We start from the raw sequence: 22,695 nt of genomic DNA, 5'->3' as shown, positions 1-22,695 counted from the left end.
TATGAGTGAGTCAAAACAAACTTTTCAAAAGTCGCTGGGATTGCTCGATGCAACGATGCTTGTTGTTGGAAGTATGATTGGTTCTGGAATTTTCATCGTTTCTGCAGATATCGCACGCAATACCGGTTCTGCGGGTTGGATGATGGTTGTCTGGCTAATCTGTGGATTTATGACTTTAACAGCAGCATTGAGTTATGGTGAACTCAGCGCGATGTTTCCCAAGGCCGGTGGCCAATATATTTATCTTCGGGAGGCTTATGGTCCCGTATTGAGTTTTGTATTTGGCTGGACATTTTTTGCTGTGATACAAACCGCGACAATCGCCGCCGTCGGCGTTGCGTTTGCTAAATTCACTGCCTACCTTTTCCCCTTTATGGACGAAGATGTCTATCTGCTTGAATGGTCAGATTACCGCGTCTCGGCAGCACAGGTGCTGGCCATTGCGGTCATTATGGTATTAACCTACATTAATTCAAGGGGTGTAAATAGCGGAAAGCGTGTGCAGACATCCATTACATTGATCAAAATTGGGAGCCTGTTGCTTTTGTTGCTCTTTGGCTTCCTGGCTTTGAAACATGAAGTTTGGGCTTTGAACTGGGACAATATTTCGCTTTGGTCCATGCGCCGCTTAAATGTGGATGGAACCTACACATCTTATGATGGGTTTTCAGCAATGGGTGCTTTTTCTGCGGCTATGGTCGGAGCCCTCTTCAGTAGCGATTCTTGGCACTCATCCTCAGCTGTAGCGGGCGAAATTAAGAATCCGCAACGCAATATCGGATTGAGTCTGGCATTAGGGACTTTGCTGGTCACCGTCATCTATCTGTTGACCAATTTAATGTATACGGGCATATTGCCTTTGGAAGCTATGGTCAACGCACCAAAGGATCGGGTAGCGATGAGTGTGGCACAAGAAGTATTCGGCCCTTTTGGGATCACGATTATAGCCATTATGATCATGATTAGTACCTTCGGTTGCAATAATGGAATTATCCTGGCCGGTGCGAGGGTGTATTATTCCATGGCTAAAGATGGTTTGTTTTTTAAAAGGGCAGGCAAGCTGAATGCACATGCGGTACCCGCCTGGGCCCTCTGGATACAGTGTCTTGCTGCGTCAATATGGTGTTTGAGCGGAAAATATGGTGACTTATTGGATATGATTACCTGTGTGGTCGTGATCTTTTATGTCCTTGCAATTGCAGGTATTATTCGCCTCCGTATCACGCGTCCAGATTTGAACAGACCCTATAAAGCATTTGGATATCCTTTTCTTCCCATTCTTTATATTCTGATGGGGCTAGCCTTTATCGGCTTGATGGTTATTTTTAAGCCAAATTATACCTGGCCAGGAATTATCATTGCACTCTTGGGTATCCCTATCTATTATTTAATTAATCCTAAGCGAAGAAAGTATGAAGCTTCTTAGTACAGTGGTTTTGTTGTTGTCTGCGCAGTTTCTGTTTGGTCAAGGAACTTTGGTAGATTATACACGTGCACAAAACTTAAAAAAACAATTGACCAACAGAATCGAAAATCTGCCGGGTCAGTTTTATTGGAATGATCGGGGGGATCTGTTTTGGTATGATCGAAATACGGCGCAGGGAAAAGAGTACATTTTGGTCAATCCCCAGGCAAAAACAAAAGAACAGCTGTTTGATCTGACGAAGGTATTTTCCTTGGTGGATGAAAAGCTGGGACGAAAAGTCGAAAATCGTGTTATTTCCAATGATCAGATAAAATTGATGGACCAGGATCAGGTTTCGCTCGATATCGCGGGATACTTTTGGATTTGGAACCGCCGTTCCGCGCAATTGAGCCAGGGCGCTGCAAGTGGAAGTAAAGAGCGCAATCCGCGATATTGGGGGCAGCGTGAACAAGGAAATACCTATCGGGAAGTTGAATCTCCAGATAAAATACATGTTGCTTTTATCCGCAACAATAATGTTTTCTTAGCAAAGAAGGGAAACTTAAATCAGGCGCGACAAATTACGTTTGATGGTAATACGTCAAACTACTATAGCAATGATATTCAATGGGCACCGGATAGCCGGAAATTGGCTACAGTAAAAACACAAAAAATAGAGATCAGACAACTGACGCTTATTGAATCTTCCCCTAAAGATCAATTACAGCCAAAGATTCAGACACGAGATTATGTCAAACCTGGTGACGAATTAGCGCAAAAACTACCCGTTTTATATGATCTCGAAAAAGATAAACTGTGGGTATTTGATGCGGAGCTTATACCGAATCAATTTTATCTTTCGGAATTATCCTGGCGAGATGACAGTAGAGCATTTACCTTCGAGTATAACAAACGCGGGCATCAGGTCTATGGTGTCATGCAAATGGATGCCAATAGCGGTATGTCCAGTTATTTGATCCGAGAACAAAATAAGACCTTTATCGATTATAGCGGTAAGAAATATCGGGAGGATCTAGCCGATGGAAAGGAAATTGTGTGGGCTTCTGAGCGTGACGGATGGAACCACCTGTATCTTTATGATGGATCTACCGGAAAAGTGAAAAATCAAATCACAAAGGGAAATTGGGTGGTTCGGAAAGTTGTACATGTCGACGCTGACAAACGAACGGTCATTTTTGAAGGCAGTGGTATGAATGCAGAGGAAGATCCCTATTTGATCCATTATTATTCAATCGGTTTAGATGGAAAGGGCTTAAAACTGCTGACGGAAGAAAATGCAAATCATCAAGCTTTTTTCAATAAAGACTATTCCTTGTTTGTGGATACCTATTCCCGAGTTGATCAGCCGCCAATTTCAGTATTGCGCGACAACCATGGTCGTCTTATCATGGAACTGGAGAAAACAAACAGCAGCTTGCTCGAAGCGGTAGGCTGGCGTGCTCCAGAAGTCTTTAAAGCCAAGGGACGGGATGGTGCAACGGATATCTGGGGTATTATTATTCGACCGACCAATTTTGATCCTGCAAAAAGTTATCCTGTCATCGAATATATTTACGCGGGACCGCATAGCTCTTTCGTGCCCAAATCATTCTACAGCAACCCGAGTGGGATGTATGAATTGGCGGAATTGGGCTTTATCGTGGTGCAGATCGATGGAATGGGGACGTCAAATCGTTCAAAGGCTTTTCATGATATCTGTTGGAAAAATCTGAAAGATGCGGGCTTTCCCGATCGGATCGCCTGGATGCGGGCCGCTTCGAAACAATACAAATACATGGATATCGGTAGAGTAGGGATCTATGGAACGTCGGCTGGCGGTCAAAGCTCGACGGGCGCGCTGTTATTCCATCCGGAGTTTTACAAAGTTGGTGTTTCCTCCTGTGGTTGCCACGATAACCGAATGGATAAAATATGGTGGAACGAGCAATGGATGGGCTGGCCTGTAGGGCCTGAATATGCGGCCAGCTCCAATATTGAAAATGCCGCTAAGCTGGAAGGAAATCTTTTGTTGATTGTTGGAGAACTGGATGATAATGTGGATCCTTCATCCACTTTCCAATTGGTTGATGCCTTGATCAAAGCGCGTAAGAACCATGATTTTATTATGGTTCCTGGGATGGGACATTCTTCTGGGGGAGATTATGGTGAACGAAAAAGGAGGGACTATTTTGTTAGACATCTACTTGGCGTAGACCCGCCTGTATGGAGTCAGTATTGATCGTTAGTAGGCTAATGATCCTATAATGAATGATCCAGTAATGTAGGTTTATTGCCTATTTTTTCTGAAAGTACCTGATCTTATTGGACAGAAGGAACCTTCAGTTTGCTTTCATTGCTTTTGGTGTTCGCGAAGTCATGAAGGGGCCAATTGGGAATACTTATGAAGCGATAAGAGTGGTTCAATAAATACAATGCCCCAGAAAGTGACTTACTTTCCGGGGCGTTGCATTTATTTTATGTCTGTAACCTTGAATCCGTTTTATTCGACCAATACGCCGATATAATAGTTGAACGTATCGATATCAATATTATCTTTCGTTAAACCGGCTATTTTAATCGGTCTGAAACGTTGATCCAACTGGATAAGTTCTCTTTTTTGACCTTTTACCCCAATATGTATAGGCATATGGAAGCCTTTGACTTCACTGATCCATCGGCCCAAGACTCTCCCCGAAGGATCTTGTTTGATTTCCAGTGTAGGAATGGCGGTATGCTGTACATACTGTTCAAATACTTTTAACAGGTCTAAACCGGATTGCTGATTTACGTAGTTGACAATATCAGTATAATCGACTTGCTGATGATAAAACCTGCTATTTAGTCCCCGGAGAATATTTCGCCATTTTTCATCGTTGTCAATCATTGTACGGATCATGTTGAGCATGACACCGCCTTTGGGATACATATCGCCAGATCCTTCTTTATTGACGTGGTAGGGACCCTGTATGGGGCTGTCATTTTGGATTCCAGTTCGGATACCATGCGCGTAAGCCTGGCTGGCTTCTTTGCCATAGAAATAGTCGATAAATAAACCTTCAGAATAATTCGTGAAGCTTTCATGGATCCACATATCGGCCAGATCGGCCGAGGTAATATTGTTGCCAAACCATTCGTGGCCAGATTCGTGGACCACAATAAAATCCCATTTATGTCCCCAGCCAGTTCCCGACGCATCGCCGCCGCGATAGCCATTTTGGTAATGGTTTCCATAAGCGATGGCACTCTGGTGTTCCATGCCTGTATGGTAGGTTTCAACGAGTTTATAGCCATCTTCATAGAACGGATATGGACCAAACCAATGTTCAAAAGCCTCTAAGGTCTGATTGGCATTTTTTTGAAGATGGGCTTTCTTTTCTGCTGTATCATTTTCGCGCAAGATATAGTAATCAACATCCAAAGGCCCTTTTTCACCCTTATATTTTTCCTTAAAATGAACATAATCGCCAATATTGATGGCGACATTGTAGTTGTTGATCGGATTGGAGACTTTCCAATGGTACTTGGTATAGCCATCCTTCATTTTTTCTACTTTGACCAGGCGGCCATTGGACACATTCATCACCTCCTTGGGAACGGCAATGGAAATGAGCATACTGTCCACTTCATCGGATTGATGATCTTTGTTTGGCCACCAGACACTCGCGCCCATACCCTGGCATGCGGTTGCTACCCACGGTTTGCCCTTGCTGTCTTTTTTCCAGTCAAAGCCACCATCCCATGGAGCTTTAACCGCCTCTGTCGGATGACCTTCATAAAACACGGTAAATTCATCCTGTGTCCCTTTCCTGATCGCAGTAGGAAATTCGACAAAGACAGCGTTGTGTTCTCTGGTAAAGGAAAGTTCTTTCCCTTTATAAATGACTTTATTGACTTTAAGATTTGCAAAAAGATCAAATTGCAGGCGGTTAAAATCAGTCGTGGCCTTGAAACGGAAAAGGTTTGAACCTGAAATATATTTATTGTCTATATCCACCTTAACATCCAGATGATAGTATTGGATGTCGTAGCAGGTGCGTAGTGGTGTTAGGTATCCGCGCAGTGAATCCGCTCTGGTGAATTCATTTTTTTCTTTCATCAGCTGCGCTGCCGATTGCTGTATACCTGCGCTCAATAGACCGCAGGTACCCAATGCATATAATAGTATTCTTTTCATTTTTTGATAAAAATTATTCAGTCTATCTTCCTCCCGGAGGGCAATGTAATTTGAGATAGTTTGTAAATAATGTCCTTAAATGCTCATGTGTGCCCTGTCCCTCGCTAATGGAATGGCTGCGGTTCGGATAAGACATCAACTGGAACTGCACGTTATTTTTGATCAGCTCATTGATCAGGACTTCTGCATTTTGATAGTGCACATTGTCGTCGCCGGTTCCATGGATGTAGAGTAGGTTGCCTTTGATATTTTTTGCATATTTCAGTGGCGAGCCGTTTTCAAAATCTGCCAGATTTTCTTGCGGGAGGCCCATATAGCGTTCCTGATATACATTGTCGTAAAGTAACTGATTGGCTACCGCTGCAATGGCAATACCGGTTTTATAGATCTGCGGATATTGCCCAAGCAGATTAAGCGTGCTTGATCCGCCACCGCTCCAGCCCCAAACGGCCACGCGTGAATTGTCGACAAACGGCCATTTCAGTATTTCTTGCGTTGCTAGAGCCTGGTCGCGAATATTGAGCTTTCCGATATTGCGGTAGATGCTTTTTCGCCAAGAACTGCCTTTAGGAGCAGGCGTTCCGCGATTATCCAACGAAATATAAATATAACCGTCCTGCGCCATATTTCCCTTATAGAGACTGTTGTAACCTGCTCCAAAATTGTCTATGACAGTTTGTGATGCGGGTTCGCCGTAGACCATAAAGACAACAGGATACTTTTTATTGGGATCAAAATCCAGGGGCTTTACCATCCAACCATCTAATTCAATACCGTCGGTAGTTTTAACTTTAAAAAACTCCGCAATGCCGTCGCTGACTTTCTTTTCACGTTTCAGTTCAAAGTCTACGCGTATTTTGTGAGTCGGTAATTCAATAACGGCATTGTGCTGTAATGTTGTCCGGTTGCTAAAGTTGAAGATGGCAATTTTACCGTCTTTTGAAATATCATAATCGCAGGTTCCCTCATAGGAGGCTGGAGTCAGTCGTTTTGGAACGCCGCCTTTTGTAGACACACTATAGAGGTATTTTTGTGTCGCATTGCTTGGAGAGGCTGTAAAATAAATAGTTTCATTTTTCGGATCGAAAAAATCAAGGTTGATCATATCATAATCGGCTTTCATGATCAGTTTTTCATTGCCCGCTAGATCGATCTGGTAAATTTTTCGCCAACCGTCTTTTTCGGATACCCAGATGAAGGCCTTTCCACCTTGAACCCAGTCCCATCCGGAAGGATCATTGTTGTTCCACCGTGCTTTGATATCAATCCACGAGTCGCTTTGCTCCTGATGTATGTTCTGCGCTTTATTATCGGAGAGTGCAATAGTGTAGATCTTGCTCTCATTCTGTTTTCTATTGAGCTGCTCCAGAATAAGTTGTTTGCTATCAAGGCACCACTCCATACGTGGGATGTAATGCTGGTTGGGATCTCCCGGGATATTGATCTGTGTGTTCTTGCTATTTGCAAGTTCATAAGTCCATATGGAGCAGGCACTCGGTGATTGTCCAACTTTAGGATACTCTACGGGAATGGTGTAGGAGTAGAGGCTATCGGTATTGTTGATCATTAGAAAATTGCGGATGTTGCGGGCGTCAAGTTTCCAATAAGCAAGGGAAGTGCCATCTGGAGACCAACGGAAACCATCTTTACAGCCAAATTCTTCCTCATACACCCAGTCGAATGTGCCATTGATTAAACGGTCTGTTCCATCGTTGGTAACGGCAACGATGCTACCATTGTTGAGATCCTCTAGGTAGATATTATGGTCAGCTTTGTTCACGTATGCTACTTTATCCGCTTGCGGATTGAACTTCGCAAACATCAGTTGTGAGGCCGGGAATTTCTTGCCCAGCTGTTGCAATTGATTGGTCTTCTTGTTGTAAACCCAATAGTCACCGCGCGTATTCTCTCGCCATACTCTTTTGCTATTGGTATAGATCAAAATAAGCTCCTTATTTTTGGAGATGGAAAAATTTTCGACTTTTAAGGCTGCCGTTGCGCCTTTCGGAATAAGTAATTGTTGCGAAAGGAAGACTGTTCGCATTCCATTTATCGGATTTACCGTTTCTATTCCCTTGTCGGAAAATTCATAATACTGGTCACCCTGATCTGTCCACAATCGCTGTGCAACAAGTAAATTTGGGGCATAAAAAACCAGTAGAAGAATAAGGAGGACTAACTGTTTAATTCTGTTCATTTGTTTATCTGTTTACGTGTATCTGTCCCTTAAATGGGATTAACGACACTTTTAGGGTTTTATCATGAGTTTATTTAGTCAATAGGGTTGTCTTTGAGCTGATAGATTTCCTGGATTTCACGTTCAAGGTATTGTCCGAGACGTCGGTAACCATTCTGCTCGATCAGGTAATTGTCTTCAATACGAACCCCACCAAAATCGAGGTGTTTATTTAAGAAATCATAGTTGACAAATTCTTTGTGTAAATTTTGTTGCTCCCAAAGCTGCGTTAATTCCGGAATAATATAGATGCCGGGTTCAATGGTTAGCACATTGCCCGCTTCCAGCTTCTTACCTAGCCGCAGCGATTTAATGCCAAAAGTTTGGGTGTCTTTCGGTTCCGCTTCGGTATATCCAACATATTGTTCACCGAGATCCTCCATATCATGCACATCAAGACCGAGCATATGGCCGAGTCCACACTGAAAGAAAAGCGCATGGGCATGATTCGCGACGGCATCTTGCGCATTACCTTTCATAAATCCTGTTTGTATAAGTCCGTCGACAAGCGCTTCACAAGCTTTTAGATGAATTTCTTTAAAGTGGATTCCGGAGGTCAGCAGCTGTTCTGCCGTCTTAAACGCATGTAAGACGATTTGGTACATTTCCTCTTGTAGCGCAGTGAAGCGTTTTCCTACGGGAAAGGTCCTGGTCAAGTCTGAAGCATAGCCCATAGCGGTCTCGACGCCCGAATCATTGAGCAGGAGGTCACCTGCATAAAGTTGGTGAAATTGCATATGATTGTGTAATATTTCACCCCGTTTTGTAACTATCGGCGGATAGGAGAAGGACGTTCCCTGATCTTGCGCAAAATGCTGCATGGCATTACTGATTTGATATTCGTAACAATCAGGTTTTGTCATACGCATAGCGATACGATGCATCTCAACGGCAATATCTACCGCTTTCTCCAGTTCGAGGATTTCTTCTGCCGATTTAATGCTTCTTTGTGCGACGACTGCTTTAATCAAAGCCACAGAGGGGGTGAGCTGATTTGCAGTACGGCCGGTTAGCTGCTCAATTAATAATTTATTATGCGACTGATAAGGAGGAAGATAGTGAATATGCTCCTGCCTTCCTTTGCTAAGATAGTCGAAAAGTTGATTGAAAGGCAGGATTTTGCTGATACCTGACAGGTCGGCTTTTTCAGCTAAAGTCTGCTGTTGACCCATCCACACAATATCGTCGATTGTCATTTCGTCGCCGAATAATATGGTCTCGTTTTTTTCAGTATCCAATACGGCCGCCAAACGTGGACTTTTGATACCGATATAATATAAAAAGCTGCTGTCTTGACGAAATGGATAGGTATTGTGCTCAAAATTGATCGGATTTTCAATGTTACCTAGCAAAAGAATTTTGCCAGTTGTGAACTTTGATAACAGATTATTTCGGCGATTAAGATATATTTCTTTTTTGAACATAAGTTATAGAAATTAAAGGACGTAATGTTTTTTGCTAAAATCATGAATTGTTCCACTTCGGCTCGAAGCAGGATTGTCTATCTAAGGGACTATTGCCCAATACGAATATCGTAAAATTTGTGCGCTTCAAAATGAATAATTTAACAGGTCTATCTTGGATCAATGGCGATTGTCATTGTTACAAAATAATGTAATCGCTTTTTTTATATTAAAAAGAATCAAAAATGAAATTTAATAAAGTTCAGTCTTTCCCTTGAATAATAATTATCACAATTTATCAATGTCTAATTGTATTTTAACCCATTTTTTTACTAATCATCTATTTTTGTTGCGAATTCTCTATTTTGTTTGGGATATAATTAAAGGATTATTAAATATTGTCGAATTCTAAACATATTTTAGTATAGTATTTTTATGTTTTATTCGAAAGTAGTGTTGTTGCTTTGGAGTTGTTATATTTATGTTAACTAAGCAGTAACATAAACTAAACAAACCTATGAAAACGCTCCAATTTAATGTGCCGACCATGCGAGGACAAAGCTTGACAATACAAGAAGATGTATTAGAAACTTTTTATCCTCATTTTCATCGACATCAAGAAGCTCAATTAATGTGGATAAAAAAAGGTAAGGGAGTTTTGATTGTGGAAGACACCTTACATCCTTTTAAGGAAAATGATATTTTCTTTTTGGGAGCGAATCAACCCCATGTATTTAAGTCTGCCTCCCAGGACGGATTCTCGAATGAATCTCGCTCCGTTTCCATTTTTTTCGATCCAAATGGAAAGCTTAAATCGCTTTTTTCCCTGGAGGAATTTGAATCGTTGAATCAGTTTATTTATAACAACTCAAGAGGGTTTAAGGTTCCCGATTCATATTTTCCCCAAATAGCAGAACGGGTCTGTTTATTAAAATCTGCGGACCAAATGGATAAGTTAATGCACTTTTTCTATTTATTAAGAGCATTGGCAAATATTTCACGCGAGGCGGAAGCACTTTGTAACGAACGGGTGGAAGTTGCCTTTGATACGATGCACGGATCAAATCGCATTAATATCATCTGCAATTATATTAAGGAGCACTATAAAGACGAAATTACGCTGGAAGATGTTGCTGACCATGCAAATCTTACTCCACAGGCATTTTGTCGATATTTTAAAAAGCATTGTGGTGTAACTTTTGTTACCTACCTCAATAGAATAAGAGTCAAGGAAGTGTGTAATCAATTAAATGAAGATCACTTAGACAGTGTTTCATTTATTGCCTATAACTGCGGATTTAATAGCATTACCAATTTTAATCGGGTTTTTAAACAAATCGTAGGCTGCAATCCAAAAGAGTATGTGCAGCAATATAAACAAACGCTTTACTCTGTGATTTAGAATACAGTACCGAAATCAAGATTTAGGCTTGCCGCTAAAGTACAACAAGGCAACTATCGATTTAAAACTCGTAAAATGAAAGAACAGGTTTGCAGTGAGGCAACTTCCGTTGCCTCGCTGTTTTTTATAGCCCTTAAATAGCATCCTTTAATTGCTATTTTACCACATTTTAAATTCCAATGTACGTGTAAGACAGTTAGAATGTCCTCTCTTTCGTACTGACTAATTGGGGATCCCGTTCTAGACACTGCAGACCTTTTGCGGATAACTTAGCGGGGGCAACTCCAAAACCAAGCATAGGAATACCAAAGGGTTCCTGTCTTTTTTCGTCTTAATTTTTTTCGAATCAACTGTGGATCAAGTAGGAATTATATTATAGTTTTAGACAGTGCTTGTTCAGTGCTCGTTCAGTGATGACTCAGTGGAAACTGAATAACGAGTGACGAATCACTGTCTAAAAATTGATTGAAAATTGTGATTAGCTATAAGTTGATATGCAGATGTAATGCTAATTCTATACCCATTCGACTCCTGGAAATAAACCTAAAGACCTTCAAACAGGAATAACGATTCAAAAAGCAGATCTATACGTGCAATTGATGAAAAAAAATAGGCGAAAAAAAAAGGTTTTCAAACGGGGAGAATGAAAACCTTAAATAACCAATTATAAACCTAAATTATGATGCTACAAAGATAGTGTGTTTATTACACTTTGTCAAGATTTATTTCAAAAAAATTAAATCTTTTTGAAGACGATACTCGAATTGTGTCCTCCAAAGCCAAAGGCATTGCTCATTGCGGTCTGAACTGTTTTTTCCAGGGGCTGATTGACGACAATATGAATTCCTTCGGGAATATCGGGATCGATATTTTCAATATTAATTGTTGCAGGAATTACATTATTGTTGATGGATTTTATGGCAATGATTGCTTCGATAGCGCCGGCAGCTCCTAGTAAGTGGCCTGTCATTGATTTGGTAGAACTGACCCAAAGATTGCCTGAGTTGCCAAAAGCCCGTTGCACGGCTTTAAGTTCGGCAATATCACCAACAGGCGTTGAAGTCGCGTGGAGATTTAAATAGTCAAGCTGGCTCGCATTGATTTTTGCTTCGTCCAAAGCTAATGACATGGCTTTGGCTGCCGCTATCCCTTCGGGATGGGGCGAGGTCATATGGTAAGCATCGGCGGTCATTGAAGCTCCAACAAGCTCCGCGTAAATTTTTGCGCCTCTTTTCTTGGCATGTTCATATTCTTCCAAGATGAGTGCTCCGGCACCTTCTCCCATGACAAAACCATCACGATCACGGTCAAAGGGTCTGCTTGCAGTCTGTGGACTATCATGTCGGCTCGACATGGCTTTCATGGCAGAAAAGCCGCCAACTGAAGCCGGGGTGATGGGGGCTTCTGAACCGCCACTGATGAAGACTTTGGCTTTGCCGAGCCTAATGTAATTAAAGGCGTCCATAAAGGCCGTATTGGATGTGGCACAAGCTGATACGGTGGTGTAATTGATTCCTTTTAAGCCATACTTCATTGAAATCATGCCTGAAGCCATATTCACAATAAGTCTAGGAACAAAGAAAGGACTGAATCTCGGTTTATAATCTCCCGTTACGTAAGCCTCAACTTCGTTTTCGAAAGTTTCCATTCCACCCTGACCAACACCCCAAATTACACCGATATCAAATGGATCCATGGTATCGAGATCTAGTCCCGAATCTTCCACCGCCTGCGCTGCACTGTACAAAGCATATTGCGTAAAGAGATCACTTCGTTTAATCTCATTTCTATCTAAGTATTTTTCGGGTTGAAAATGCTTAATTTCACTTGCAATCTGTGTTCGAAACAACGAGGCATCAAAACGGCTAATAAGCGTTGTGTGGTTCTCGCCCCGTAAAATGTTGTCCCAAAATATGTCTATATTTTCTCCCAGCGGGTTAATCGTTCCCATGCCAGTTATTACTACTCTTTTCATCTCTTTTTTTTTGATATAAATCTATTAATATACCAATTGGTATTTGTTTTTGTAAAAAAAATTACGCCTTGATCTCCCGATCCACCATATCCTTCATTTTATCCAATACAATGGCAAGATCTTTTGCTCGGCCGGAAATCTTGGAAAGCAGGATTCCGCCTTCAACCATAGCCATAAACGTAATGGCATAATTTTCGGTAGAAATATGCTGTTTAAATTCGCCGCTGGCAACTCCTTCTTCAAGGATTAGAATTAACCGCTGTTTCCAAAGGTCAAAAGAGCGTTTGACTTTAGGTGTTAGAAAAGACAGCGAGTCATCGGCCTCTACAGCCGCGTTCATCATAGGACAGCCTCCTGAAGCTGCGATATTTTTGAAATTTTCCTTGTAGAAATCTAGAAAAGACAAGAGTTTCTTTAACGCTGTTTTTTGCTGTATAATCTGCTGATTAACGGCTTCGGAGATTTTTTTGCTCTGATAGGTATACACATGAGTAGCCAGGTCATCTTTGTCCTTGAAATTACCATAGATACTTCCTTTTGTTAATCCTGTCGCTGTCGTGATGTCCGAGAGCGAAGTCGCAAAATAGCCTTTCTTATTAAAAATGGGCGCAGTTTTTTCAATGATATATTGCCGTGTCTGTTCTGCTTTTGACATGTTATTCCTGTTCTTTTAATGCAAATATAAAAAATACTTTTTGGTATATTAGTAATTTGTGCAGGAATGTCTTAGAAATTGGTTTTATTTCGCCTTTGAAATGCGATAGGTACAGCGAGGCGCGTTTTCGATGATGTATTCTGTTCTACAGATGCGATAGGCCGGACCGATGAGTTGCTGGAAATTATTCAGTTCTGACCGGCAAAATCCCTGACATTCGGTCGCTGCGGCACATATGGGGCAGTGATTTTCAATGAGAAGATAATCGTCGGCTTCTTTCCTCCATTCAGCCATATAGCCTTCCTCTGTTCTTTTTGCGGCTATAATTTCAAGTTTTTTTTCGATGGATTCAATACCTGATAGCGCTTCAGTATATTTCTGATATACCTTAGACTCCCGGTCACTAATCAGTAGATCCAGCGCATTCTCGCCAAGCACCTGTTTGATCGACTGCAACAATTGTACTGTAATGTCGGCATGACTATCTGGGAATCTTGCCATACCCTGTGGCGACAGACTGTAATAAGTCGAGGGGCGGCCTATACCTTCGCTACGGGCATTGGATACGATCAGGTTTTGATTCGCGAGGTTCAATAAATGTTTACGGGCGCCTTCTTTTGTTATCGCCAACGCTGTTGCAATCACAGCTGCTGTGGCTTCTCGGCGCATTTTTAATAACATCAATATTCGATCAGCTGGACTTTTCTGCATTTGACAATAAAAAAGTTGTTTTATGTACTACCAACAAAGATAGCATTTTTATTTTTTGTTCTAAAAAGTGTTTCAGATACAGGTTTAGTCTTTTCGAATTTAGTTTTATGACTTTAATAAAACAACCGTTTAGTTGTTTTATTAAAATTGATTCTCTAGTTTTGACTTATCATAAAAAACAATAAAACTATGCACAAATTTCAATTACCCCAGTTATCATATGCCTATGCGGCGCTTGAACCCTATTTTGATCGCGAGACCATGACGATTCATCATCAAAAGCATCATCAAGCTTATGTCGACAATCTAAATAAGGCATTGGAAGGATCGGAAAGCGAAGCTGACACGCTATTGGATATACTCACAAACATAAGTACATATAGCCCAGCAGTCCGCAATAATGGCGGCGGTCACTTTAACCATACGTTATTTTGGGAAATCTTATCGCCCAATCCAAAAACGGTACCTACAGGGAAGTTAGCAGATGAGATAAATGCAGCCTTTGGTTCTTTAGAAGAGCTCAAAGCCAATATCAAAAATGCGGGGCTTGGGCAGTTCGGTTCGGGTTGGTCCTGGCTTTATGTTAAGCATTCCGGTGCCTTAGCTGTCGTCGCAACAGCCAATCAGGATAATCCGCTGATGGATACACAATCGATCGGCAGGGGTTTTCCTATTTTGGGTGTCGATGTTTGGGAGCATGCCTATTATTTGAAATATCAGAATAAAAGGGCCGATTATTTAGATGCATTTTGGTCGCTTTTGGATTGGTCTGTTGTTGAACAAAAATACGATGCCGTGATTGCAGGCTTGGTTTGATATGTTTATAAATAAAGTTGAAAACACGGGTATATTGGCTTTAGATCTGATTGATTTTAAGTCCAATCTCGCCATCCAAAGTTTTGACATCAAAACATTGTTGTATCGGGAAGCAATCGTGAAAGAAAAGGAATTCCGAGAAGCGTTGACCGCGGTGGACTGGTCTGCTTTCCGAAATCAGGCGGTTGCTATCAACTGTTCTGTCGACGCAATTATCCCGCCTTGGGTCTATATGACCCTGGCGGAAAAACTTCATCCTGTTGCAGCGTATTACGATTTTAAGACGGTAGAGGCTTTGGAAATAGATTTGTGGATACAGGCTTTGCAAGCAATGGATCTATCGCATTTTCAGCAGCAAAAGGTTGTCATACGGGCCCGTCCGAATATCCCGGCGTCACTTTATATGTTGGCGACGGAACGTTTGATTCCTATTGTGCAGACCTTGATGTATGGTGAGGTTGGTATGCCAAAAGTTATTTTTAAAAAAGGGAAAGTATAATGAAAGCATTAATATTCAATGGTGCCTTGGAAAGAAGGCAAGAATCGACATCGGGAAAACTGTCACACTATGTTTCCGACCAACTAAACCAACGAGGTATTGAAAATACGATTTTTAACCTGGCTGATAGCGGAATACCCTTATTTGATTTGAGTCTCAATCGGGTGCCCAATGCCGTCAAGATTATGAATACTCAGTTTCTAGAAGCAGATGTACATTTTTGGTTGTCTCCGCTTTATCATGGAAGTATTCCCGGTGTGATGAAAAATTGTTTGGATTGGCTTGAAGTCAGTGCTAAAAATAAACCGGCTTATCTGACGGATAAACATATCGGACTGGTGTGTTGGGCCGATGGTGTACACGCTCTACAGGGTATTAATGCAATGGATGCTATCGCGAAGTCGCTCCGCGCCTGGACATTGCCTTTTAGTGTGCCTATGATGAAATCTATGCTTTTTGAGCCGGATAATCCACATGTGGTATCTTCAGCTTACCAATGTAAGCTTGACTTGCTGATCGATATTGCTACCAAAAAGAGCAGCGAATATCATTGATAAAAAGCCTCTCGATCGCTCGAGAGGCTTTTTTATCAACGGAAGATGTTTTAGCCTATATTTAAATAGACTGGCCAAATCCTGTATGGAAAATTAATTTCAAAAAAGTAGAAGAATATCTTTAGCAATTCATCGCGGAGATATATCTTTGTTTTTTGGATCCGCTAATTGACTATGCGGTTTTCCGACCCACGTTTTCTACTGTCGACTTTGACGAAGCCGGATCGACCGCAAATTTAGACGTAGGGAGAAGTCTTGAACCACCATCAGACTTTCTTGTTGCATATTATGAAACCATTGGCTGAAAAGGCCCCATTTAGTTTAATTGTTTAAATGATTAAGAAATTGAATTAATAATGTTTCAGTTGAAAGAGTTAACGAAGATAATTGCCTTTTTTATAGTATACTTTACTGTGCATCTTGTAACTGCACAGAGTTTTCTGCCATTGGATGAAAATAGATATCGATCTGATGCGGAAAGGTTATTGCTGTCGAGTTCGGATGACAGTGTGAAGGCAATGCAGTATTTTTATTTGGCAGATTACTATCGATTTAGGGATACGACCAAATTTTGGGATCATATGCGGGAGGGGGAGCGTTTCGCCAAACCATTCCGGAGTTTACAGGCGATGGGGGCACTCTACAAAAGCTTTTATTATGGACAATTTCTGGATAGTAAAAATGCCGGAGTTGAAGCCCAACGATGTGTAGACCTCCTTGGAAATGCGCAAAAACCTTTTCAGCAGGGCCTTTTGGCCAAAGCTTGGTATAATCTGGGCTTGATTCGATTTCCTAAAAAAGGATTTGCTGATTTTCTGGATATCCTAAACGGGAAGTGCCTGCCTTATGCCAAAGCACATGACCCCATCATGGAAGGTAGTATAAATACGATGATCGGCATGACCTTTATGTCGTCCAATCAGCTTGCAAAAGCTGATGAATATCATCAATTGGCTATAAAACAGCTCGAGCAGCAACCGCCGAGTACAGCACTTGTGGTGGCTTATCTCAATACAGTCAGCAATTATTGCTATCAGGTGAAATCTAAAGAAGCAAGAGTGCTACTGGATAAAGTCAAACAGCTCTTGAAAGATTATCCAAATTCTTCGCAATTACCCAATTACTATTACAATGAGGCGCTTTATTTTACCACAAAGCAACAGACTGATGAAGCCCTTCGCCTGCTGGATATCGGGTTGGATTGGTCGGTGAAAATGAACAATTGGAAATTATTCCAGATGATGCGGTTCAGAAAGTTTAATGTGTATCTCCTGCAGAAAAAGTATGCTGATGCTAAACTGCAGTTGGAGGAAATCGTAAAAAATGGATTATTAACGCGAGATCTTTACAACAGTAAAATTGTGTACAGTCAACTGGCGGCTGTAAATGAGCTGATGGGTAATTATCAGGATGCGCTGAAAATGTCCAATAAGGCAAATCAGCTATCCGACAGTATTCAGAAGGTCCAATTGTTGGAGAAAATGAATGAGATGGAAGCAAAATATAAAACCGTAGAAAAAGAAAAAGAGATTCTGAATCTGCGCGCAGAAAAGGAACGCAACCAATTTCGGATTTTCCTCGTTTTGGGTATTGCCGTTTTGCTTTTCTTTATTGTGCTATTTGTTACTTTTTCCTATCGAAAACAACGGAAGCTTAATACACAGATACAGTTCAATCACGAAATCGCATTGGACAAAATGGAAAAGGAAAAGCAGTTGCAAATTTCGGAATCGATGCTAAAAGGAGAGGAGCAGGAGCGTCAGCGTATTGCCCAAGATCTGCACGATAGCATAGGTGGCATGTTGACAGGTTTAAAATTTAAGATTGCTGGCGATGTGGCAAAGAGTACGCTCTTGACAGATGAAGTGCCGCAGAAGTTGAACGATATTTTAGGTGAAGTAAGACGGATATCCCATAACCTGATGCCCGAATCGCTGCGTCAGTTTGGATTGATAGCAGCATTGGAGCAAATGTGTATGGCGATGAAAAATAGTAACGTTTCGATCCAGTTTGAGAACTACGAGCCTGAATTGAATGTGGACTTTCAAAAGGGGTTGGCCCTGTATCGAATTGTTCAAGAAGCTATTTCAAATGCACTAAAGTATGCAAATGCAGATTCAATTATCGTTCAGGTAAGTAAATCGGACGAAGTACTCCATATCCTCGTTGAGGATAATGGCAAAGGCTTTGATTCTGCTGTGTTAAATTATGGATTGGGTTTAAATAATATGGTCAACAGGGTGAAATGGATCAATGGATCAATTGATATTCAGAGTAAGCTTGGATCTGGAACGCAGATCGAAATTGGTGTAACGGTTTAAATAAGCGGAGTCATGAAGATAATTGCAGTGTTAGACGATCATCCCTTATTGTTGGAAGGTGTCGCTTCTTTTCTCAATAATCAGGATGGGTATCTCGTATACCCCTTTTTGGAAGAGATTGCGTTAATTGAATTTTTAAAGGTCACGGGGGCCGATCTCATCCTGATGGATATGCAGCTGTTAAAGACAAATGGGGTGGATGTCTGTACACAGGTGAGGAAACTGTTTCCGATGATTCCCATTGTTGCATTGAGCAATTTAGCCGATGGAAACCTCATTTTTCAGTTTATGCAGGCTGGTGGAAAGGGCTATATCTTAAAGGATGTTACCAACGAAGAATTCCTGCGCTGCGTAGAGCTCGGGCTCGATGGGAAAGAGGCCGTTTGTGATCGGGCAAAAGAACTTTATCGTGGTGCAATTTCGACGATCAGCGGTCTACCTCGGCTTACACAGCGTGAAAAAGAGATTTTGACGTTGATCTCCAAGGGACTTACGACGAACCAAATTGCTGAACAGTTGTTTTTAAGTCCAGTTACGGTTGAAACGCATCGGCGCAATCTCCTGACTAAATTCAAAGTTAAAAATATGATTGAGCTCGTACAGCTGGCAATGAAACATAAGTTGTTGGGACTCGAATAGAGACCGCTCTTAATGTTCGCCGTAACCCACGTCATCTAGCTTACCTTTGAAGACCCTAAATTGGATGATAAAATAGGCAATCACCAGAATTGCGGCAAACATAAACCAGCCTAAACCTACGGAAAGACCATATTCATGCGCCGCCGCATTTTGAATCGTCAAGGAGGGGTTTACGTCATTCGTTGAAGGCAATACTATCGGGAACATGGAAGCAACGGTCGTCGCAAAGCTTCCTAGGATGAACAGCGATGAAAATAGGAAGCCAATACCATCTTTTTTAAAGGTTTTGATCCAAAATTGTCCAAGTAATCCAACGGCAGCTATCACAGGGAATATCCATAGCCAATAATGATTTTGAAGATTGTTAAGGGAGATGGGTTTCACATAATGCCATACATAGGCCGATAGTATGACGAGAATAAGCAAGACAAAGTTGAGCTTAAAAACAATGTTCTTTAGTCTCGTGTTCAATGTACTGGATGTTTTCAGAATGACCCAGCCTGCGCCGTGGATGGTTAATGTAACGACGGCAACTAAACCTAATATGATAGTGAACCAGTCTATGATGCCTTGATGTTGGGCTAATGGGTCAAATGTCGGGTTCCAAAGTGCCAAGAAGAAATAGTGCGGCTCTTGGGTAGATACACCATTCTCTACCATACCCAGGTTTACTCCGCGAACGACATTGCCCAGCGCGGCGCCAAAGAAAAGTGCCAGCAACAGGCTTGCTAGGCCGAAAGCCTTATCCCATAAAGCTTCCCAAAGACGATGATGAACCTGACCTCTGAGTTCAAGACTTATTGCTCTAAAAATAAGTAACCAAAGTACAAGCATTAGGGGAAGGTAGAAACCACTGAAGGAGGAGGCGTAGAGTGTGGGGAAAGCAAAAAATAGGACACCACCAGAAGCGATGAGCCAGACTTCATTGGCATCCCAAAACGGCCCAATTGAGTTGGTAACAGCTTTTTTCTCCTGTTCGGTTTTAGCAAAGAATAGATGGACAATTCCCGCTCCAAAATCGTACCCATCGAGTACGATATAAATTCCCAGCATAAAAGTTAATACGATAAACCAGAATATTTCCATAGCTAATTAGGTTAATGCAACTGTCGTTTCAGGACCTTTTCTAATGATCTTCAAGACTAACATCAGAAATAACAAGCCCAAAAGAATGTATAAACCGACAAAGCCGAGAAAGGTAAATAATGTATTTCCGGAAGATACGGTAGGGGATACACCGTCTACCATTCGCATGAGATTATAAACAAGCCAAGGTTGCCGCCCCAATTCAGCTGTATACCAACCTGCAGTATTCGCGATGTATGGAAATGGAATCATAAACATGATGATCCACAATAACCATTTGGTTTGATACAATTTGTTCCGCCAAAGCAGTAGCGCTCCAAGAACCATAATGCCGATGAATATGGTACCCAGCCCTACCATGATGTGATAGCTGTAATACAGTCCGGGTACGTTGGTTGGATGTAAGGACTGGTCAAATTCATTTAATCCTTTGATTTCTGCATCCCAGCGCTGGTAGGTGAGGAAGCTCAAGACATTCGGCACCGCTATTTTATTGTCCAGCTTTTTGTTTTCCATGTCGGGTTGGCCGACCAGGATAATCTCGGATCCGCCTTGCTCCGTTTTGAAAATGCCCTCCATGCCAGCAAAGGCTGCGGGCTGATATTTGACTACGTTTTTGGCGGCAAGGTCTCCCGTAGGAAATGCCAACATAACCGATGAAATGGCGCCGAGGATGACGCCACTTTTAACGAATATCTTTCCAAACTTACTATGCCGGTCACTTAGGAGATAGAAAGCTCCAATAGAGGCCACAAAAAAGGAACTGGTCACCAACGAAGCGGCTTGATTATGTAAATAAGATGGCCATAACCATGGATTATTAAATAATGCACTAAAATTGTTCAGTACAAATTTGCCATTTTCAAGAATCTCATACCCAACAGGGTGCTGCATCCAGGAATGTGTGGCGATAATTAGGAAACCACTGGCCCAAGATCCAATAAAGACCATGAGTCCGGATAAAAAATGGAGCTTATGCCCCAGCAACTTCTCTCCAAAAAGAAACATCCCCAGAAATGATGACTCCAGGAAAAAGGAAAACATACCTTCCATGGCTAAGGTCTGTCCGATAATACCACCCGTAAGTTCAGAAAATTTAGCCCAGTTGGTACCAAATTGAAACTCCATGGGGATACCTGTTACAACGCCCATGGTGAAGTTAAGCGCAAAGATTTTCATCCAAAATTTGGATGCATGGTTGTAATCTTCGTTTTGTGTCCGTAGAAATTTCCATTTGAAATAGACGATCATGAGGGATAAACCCATGGTCAATTGAGGGAATAAATAATGGAATGTAATCGTAAATGCGAACTGAAGTCGATTATAGAGAATCATATCTTCCATGTAGCCGAAGTTTTGGTTAAAAGACAGCTAAATATAACCTTTTATTTGCGTATATATCCATGAAACCGTTTTATTTTTTGATAAAATAACGGGCCTTTTATTGTTTTCTGTACGCATTGTAAAATCTGAACCTCAATAGCAGATATCAATCAGCATAATCTCTTTTTTATCTTATCTTCGCCCGAATTTAAAACGGACTTGAACGGTAGAAAAGAGCATTAGGGAAATGAAGAAAGTGCTGATTTTGATGGGTATTCTATTGATACCTATATTTTTTATTGTATTGAATAATACGGGGCGGGGTACAATAGCTAAAGATAATATTGTGTTTCGAGATAAATTATCTGATTACAATTTATTCAAAGGCAAAATTGCTGATCTTGTTCCAAACGACCAGGGAATTTCCTATGAATTAGCCTCCACCTTATTTACGGACTATACCGATAAAAAGCGCGTCATCTTTCTTCCCAGGGGAAAAAAAATGATCGCCTCAGATGATGGTTTGCCCAGCTTCCCCGACGGTACCCTAATTGCCAAAACATTTTTTTATCCGCAAAAAGATGCGGCCGGAGATGTACGACAGCAATTGCTTGAAACACGGCTGTTGATTTATAAAGACGGACAGTGGAATGCAGCAACCTATCAATGGAATGCAGCCCAAGATGAAGCTTTGTTGTTGATGGACAGTGCTTCCGTGCATGTTTCGTTTTTGGACAGCAAAGGTGACGAGCGACAAACAAATTATATTATTCCTTCACGAAACGATTGTATGGCATGCCATCGACAAGGAAATCAGCTGTTTCCGATAGGTCCAAAGATCAGAAATCTGAACCGGATAATCGGTCACGATGGTGACAGCATTCAGCAACTGGTGCAGTTGACCAAACAGGGGGCTCTCGATCTGAAGTCCTTCAAAAGCTTCACGAATTTACCGAGTTATGATGACCTTGCGCAATCAACTGCAAGTCGTGCGCGAGCTTATTTGGAAATCAACTGTGCCCATTGTCACAATCCGAAAGGGACAGCCTACATGACCATGCTGGATCTTCGTTATGAAAGCCCCATGCATGAAACTGGAATTTGGTTGAAACAAGCGAAGATTATTGGACGGATGTCTACATTGGGAGAGATGCATATGCCTCAAAAGGGAACCACCGTACTGCATGATGAAGGCATCCTGCTGATTAAAACCTATCTAAAAACTTTAAAATAAGCGTTCATTGCTTATCCTTAATCGGTAACCTTTTAGGGCTACCAGTCTGCTTATATAGTCCCTCTGCAGGTCTCGTATATTTATTTTAAGAAAATCTATAGAATTAGTAGATTATATTAAATTTACTCCTATATTTGTGAAAAGATAACAGATCGCTGTTGAAAATATGCATTACTTTTCAGCGTGGCGTATTAACACATTATTATGGAACATATCAATATTAGTAAAAGCACATTTTTCGTAAGTATTACTGCAAAGTCTC

The 22,695-nt window shown here is 41.4% G+C and carries 17 protein-coding genes; 9 read left to right on the top strand and 8 right to left on the bottom strand.

Features of this window, described 5'->3' with window-relative positions:
- Window position 1 precedes the first annotated feature (1 nt).
- Together BGP15_RS13330 and BGP15_RS13325 are read left to right on the top strand one after the other, a co-directional pair.
- Window positions 2-1,426 carry an APC family permease gene (locus tag BGP15_RS13330; RefSeq protein ID WP_286769795.1) on the top strand — a complete coding sequence of 475 codons (1,425 nt, stop codon included), beginning with the start codon at window positions 2-4 and terminating at the stop codon, window positions 1,424-1,426.
- Window positions 1,413-3,644: a S9 family peptidase gene (locus BGP15_RS13325; RefSeq protein WP_286769794.1), complete on the top strand. Its 2,232-nt coding sequence runs from the start codon at window positions 1,413-1,415 to the stop codon at window positions 3,642-3,644. Before BGP15_RS13330 ends, BGP15_RS13325 begins: the two co-directional genes overlap by 14 nt.
- Window positions 3,645-3,905: 261 nt before the next feature.
- On the opposite strand, the gene BGP15_RS13320 is transcribed toward BGP15_RS13325, so the two are convergent.
- From BGP15_RS13320 to BGP15_RS13310, 3 genes are all read right to left on the bottom strand, one after another.
- Window positions 3,906-5,579: a M1 family metallopeptidase gene (locus BGP15_RS13320; protein WP_286769793.1), complete on the bottom strand. Its 1,674-nt coding sequence runs from the start codon at window positions 5,577-5,579 to the stop codon at window positions 3,906-3,908.
- 22 nt (window positions 5,580-5,601) lie between these two features.
- Window positions 5,602-7,776, bottom strand: a complete 2,175-nt coding sequence (locus tag BGP15_RS13315; RefSeq protein ID WP_286769792.1) for a S9 family peptidase — start codon at window positions 7,774-7,776, stop codon at window positions 5,602-5,604.
- Window positions 7,777-7,850: 74 nt separating this feature from the next.
- The gene (locus BGP15_RS13310) at window positions 7,851-9,239 is read right to left on the bottom strand and encodes an aminopeptidase P family protein (protein WP_286769791.1); all 1,389 of its coding nucleotides are present in this window, start codon (window positions 9,237-9,239) and stop codon (window positions 7,851-7,853) included.
- Between the two features lie 496 nt (window positions 9,240-9,735).
- On the opposite strand from BGP15_RS13310, the gene BGP15_RS13305 reads away from it, so the two are divergent.
- Window positions 9,736-10,620 (top strand): AraC family transcriptional regulator, encoded by an 885-nt coding sequence (locus BGP15_RS13305; RefSeq protein WP_286769790.1) that lies wholly within the window; start codon window positions 9,736-9,738, stop codon window positions 10,618-10,620.
- Window positions 10,621-11,356: 736 nt separating this feature from the next.
- On the opposite strand, the gene fabF is transcribed toward BGP15_RS13305, so the two are convergent.
- The 3 genes from fabF to BGP15_RS13290 form a co-directional block, all read right to left on the bottom strand.
- Window positions 11,357-12,595, bottom strand: coding sequence for a beta-ketoacyl-ACP synthase II (gene fabF, locus BGP15_RS13300; protein WP_286769789.1), 1,239 nt, complete (start codon window positions 12,593-12,595; stop codon window positions 11,357-11,359).
- Window positions 12,596-12,656: 61 nt separating this feature from the next.
- On the bottom strand, window positions 12,657-13,250 hold the full coding sequence (locus BGP15_RS13295; protein ID WP_286769788.1) for a TetR/AcrR family transcriptional regulator: 594 nt from the start codon (window positions 13,248-13,250) through the stop codon (window positions 12,657-12,659).
- Window positions 13,251-13,334: 84 nt separating this feature from the next.
- Window positions 13,335-13,961: a helix-turn-helix transcriptional regulator gene (locus tag BGP15_RS13290; RefSeq protein WP_286769787.1), complete on the bottom strand. Its 627-nt coding sequence runs from the start codon at window positions 13,959-13,961 to the stop codon at window positions 13,335-13,337.
- Between the two features lie 189 nt (window positions 13,962-14,150).
- On the opposite strand from BGP15_RS13290, the gene BGP15_RS13285 reads away from it, so the two are divergent.
- The 5 genes from BGP15_RS13285 (at window position 14,151) to BGP15_RS13265 (ending at window position 18,790) form a co-directional block, all read left to right on the top strand.
- On the top strand, window positions 14,151-14,777 hold the full coding sequence (locus BGP15_RS13285; RefSeq protein ID WP_070569497.1) for a superoxide dismutase: 627 nt from the start codon (window positions 14,151-14,153) through the stop codon (window positions 14,775-14,777).
- A gap of 1 nt (window position 14,778) precedes the next feature.
- Complete coding sequence (locus BGP15_RS13280) at window positions 14,779-15,276, top strand: DUF2480 family protein (protein ID WP_112374155.1); 498 nt, start codon at window positions 14,779-14,781, stop codon at window positions 15,274-15,276.
- Window positions 15,276-15,830 (top strand): NADPH-dependent FMN reductase, encoded by a 555-nt coding sequence (locus tag BGP15_RS13275; RefSeq protein WP_286769786.1) that lies wholly within the window; start codon window positions 15,276-15,278, stop codon window positions 15,828-15,830. Before BGP15_RS13280 ends, BGP15_RS13275 begins: the two co-directional genes overlap by 1 nt.
- 365 nt (window positions 15,831-16,195) lie before the next feature.
- A complete protein-coding gene (locus BGP15_RS13270) occupies window positions 16,196-18,151 on the top strand; it encodes a sensor histidine kinase (protein ID WP_286769785.1) in 1,956 nt (651 codons plus the stop codon).
- A gap of 12 nt (window positions 18,152-18,163) precedes the next feature.
- A complete protein-coding gene (locus BGP15_RS13265) occupies window positions 18,164-18,790 on the top strand; it encodes a response regulator transcription factor (protein ID WP_286769784.1) in 627 nt (208 codons plus the stop codon).
- Window positions 18,791-18,799: 9 nt separating this feature from the next.
- On the opposite strand, the gene cydB is transcribed toward BGP15_RS13265, so the two are convergent.
- Entirely contained in the window at window positions 18,800-19,876 is a 1,077-nt protein-coding gene (gene cydB / locus BGP15_RS13260; protein WP_115047975.1) for a cytochrome d ubiquinol oxidase subunit II, read from the bottom strand.
- A 6-nt stretch (window positions 19,877-19,882) separates the two neighbouring features.
- Window positions 19,883-21,220 carry a cytochrome ubiquinol oxidase subunit I gene (locus tag BGP15_RS13255; RefSeq protein ID WP_286769783.1) on the bottom strand — a complete coding sequence of 446 codons (1,338 nt, stop codon included), beginning with the start codon at window positions 21,218-21,220 and terminating at the stop codon, window positions 19,883-19,885.
- 226 nt (window positions 21,221-21,446) lie between these two features.
- On the opposite strand from BGP15_RS13255, the gene BGP15_RS13250 reads away from it, so the two are divergent.
- On the top strand, window positions 21,447-22,433 hold the full coding sequence (locus BGP15_RS13250; protein WP_286769782.1) for a hypothetical protein: 987 nt from the start codon (window positions 21,447-21,449) through the stop codon (window positions 22,431-22,433).
- The last annotated feature ends 262 nt before the right edge of the window (window positions 22,434-22,695 follow it).

This window comes from Sphingobacterium sp. 40-24 (genome assembly GCF_001899705.1).
Taxonomy (GTDB): domain Bacteria; phylum Bacteroidota; class Bacteroidia; order Sphingobacteriales; family Sphingobacteriaceae; genus Sphingobacterium; species Sphingobacterium multivorum.
Note: the sequence above shows the minus strand (reverse complement) of the source record. Positions and strands in the feature narration are given on the sequence as shown.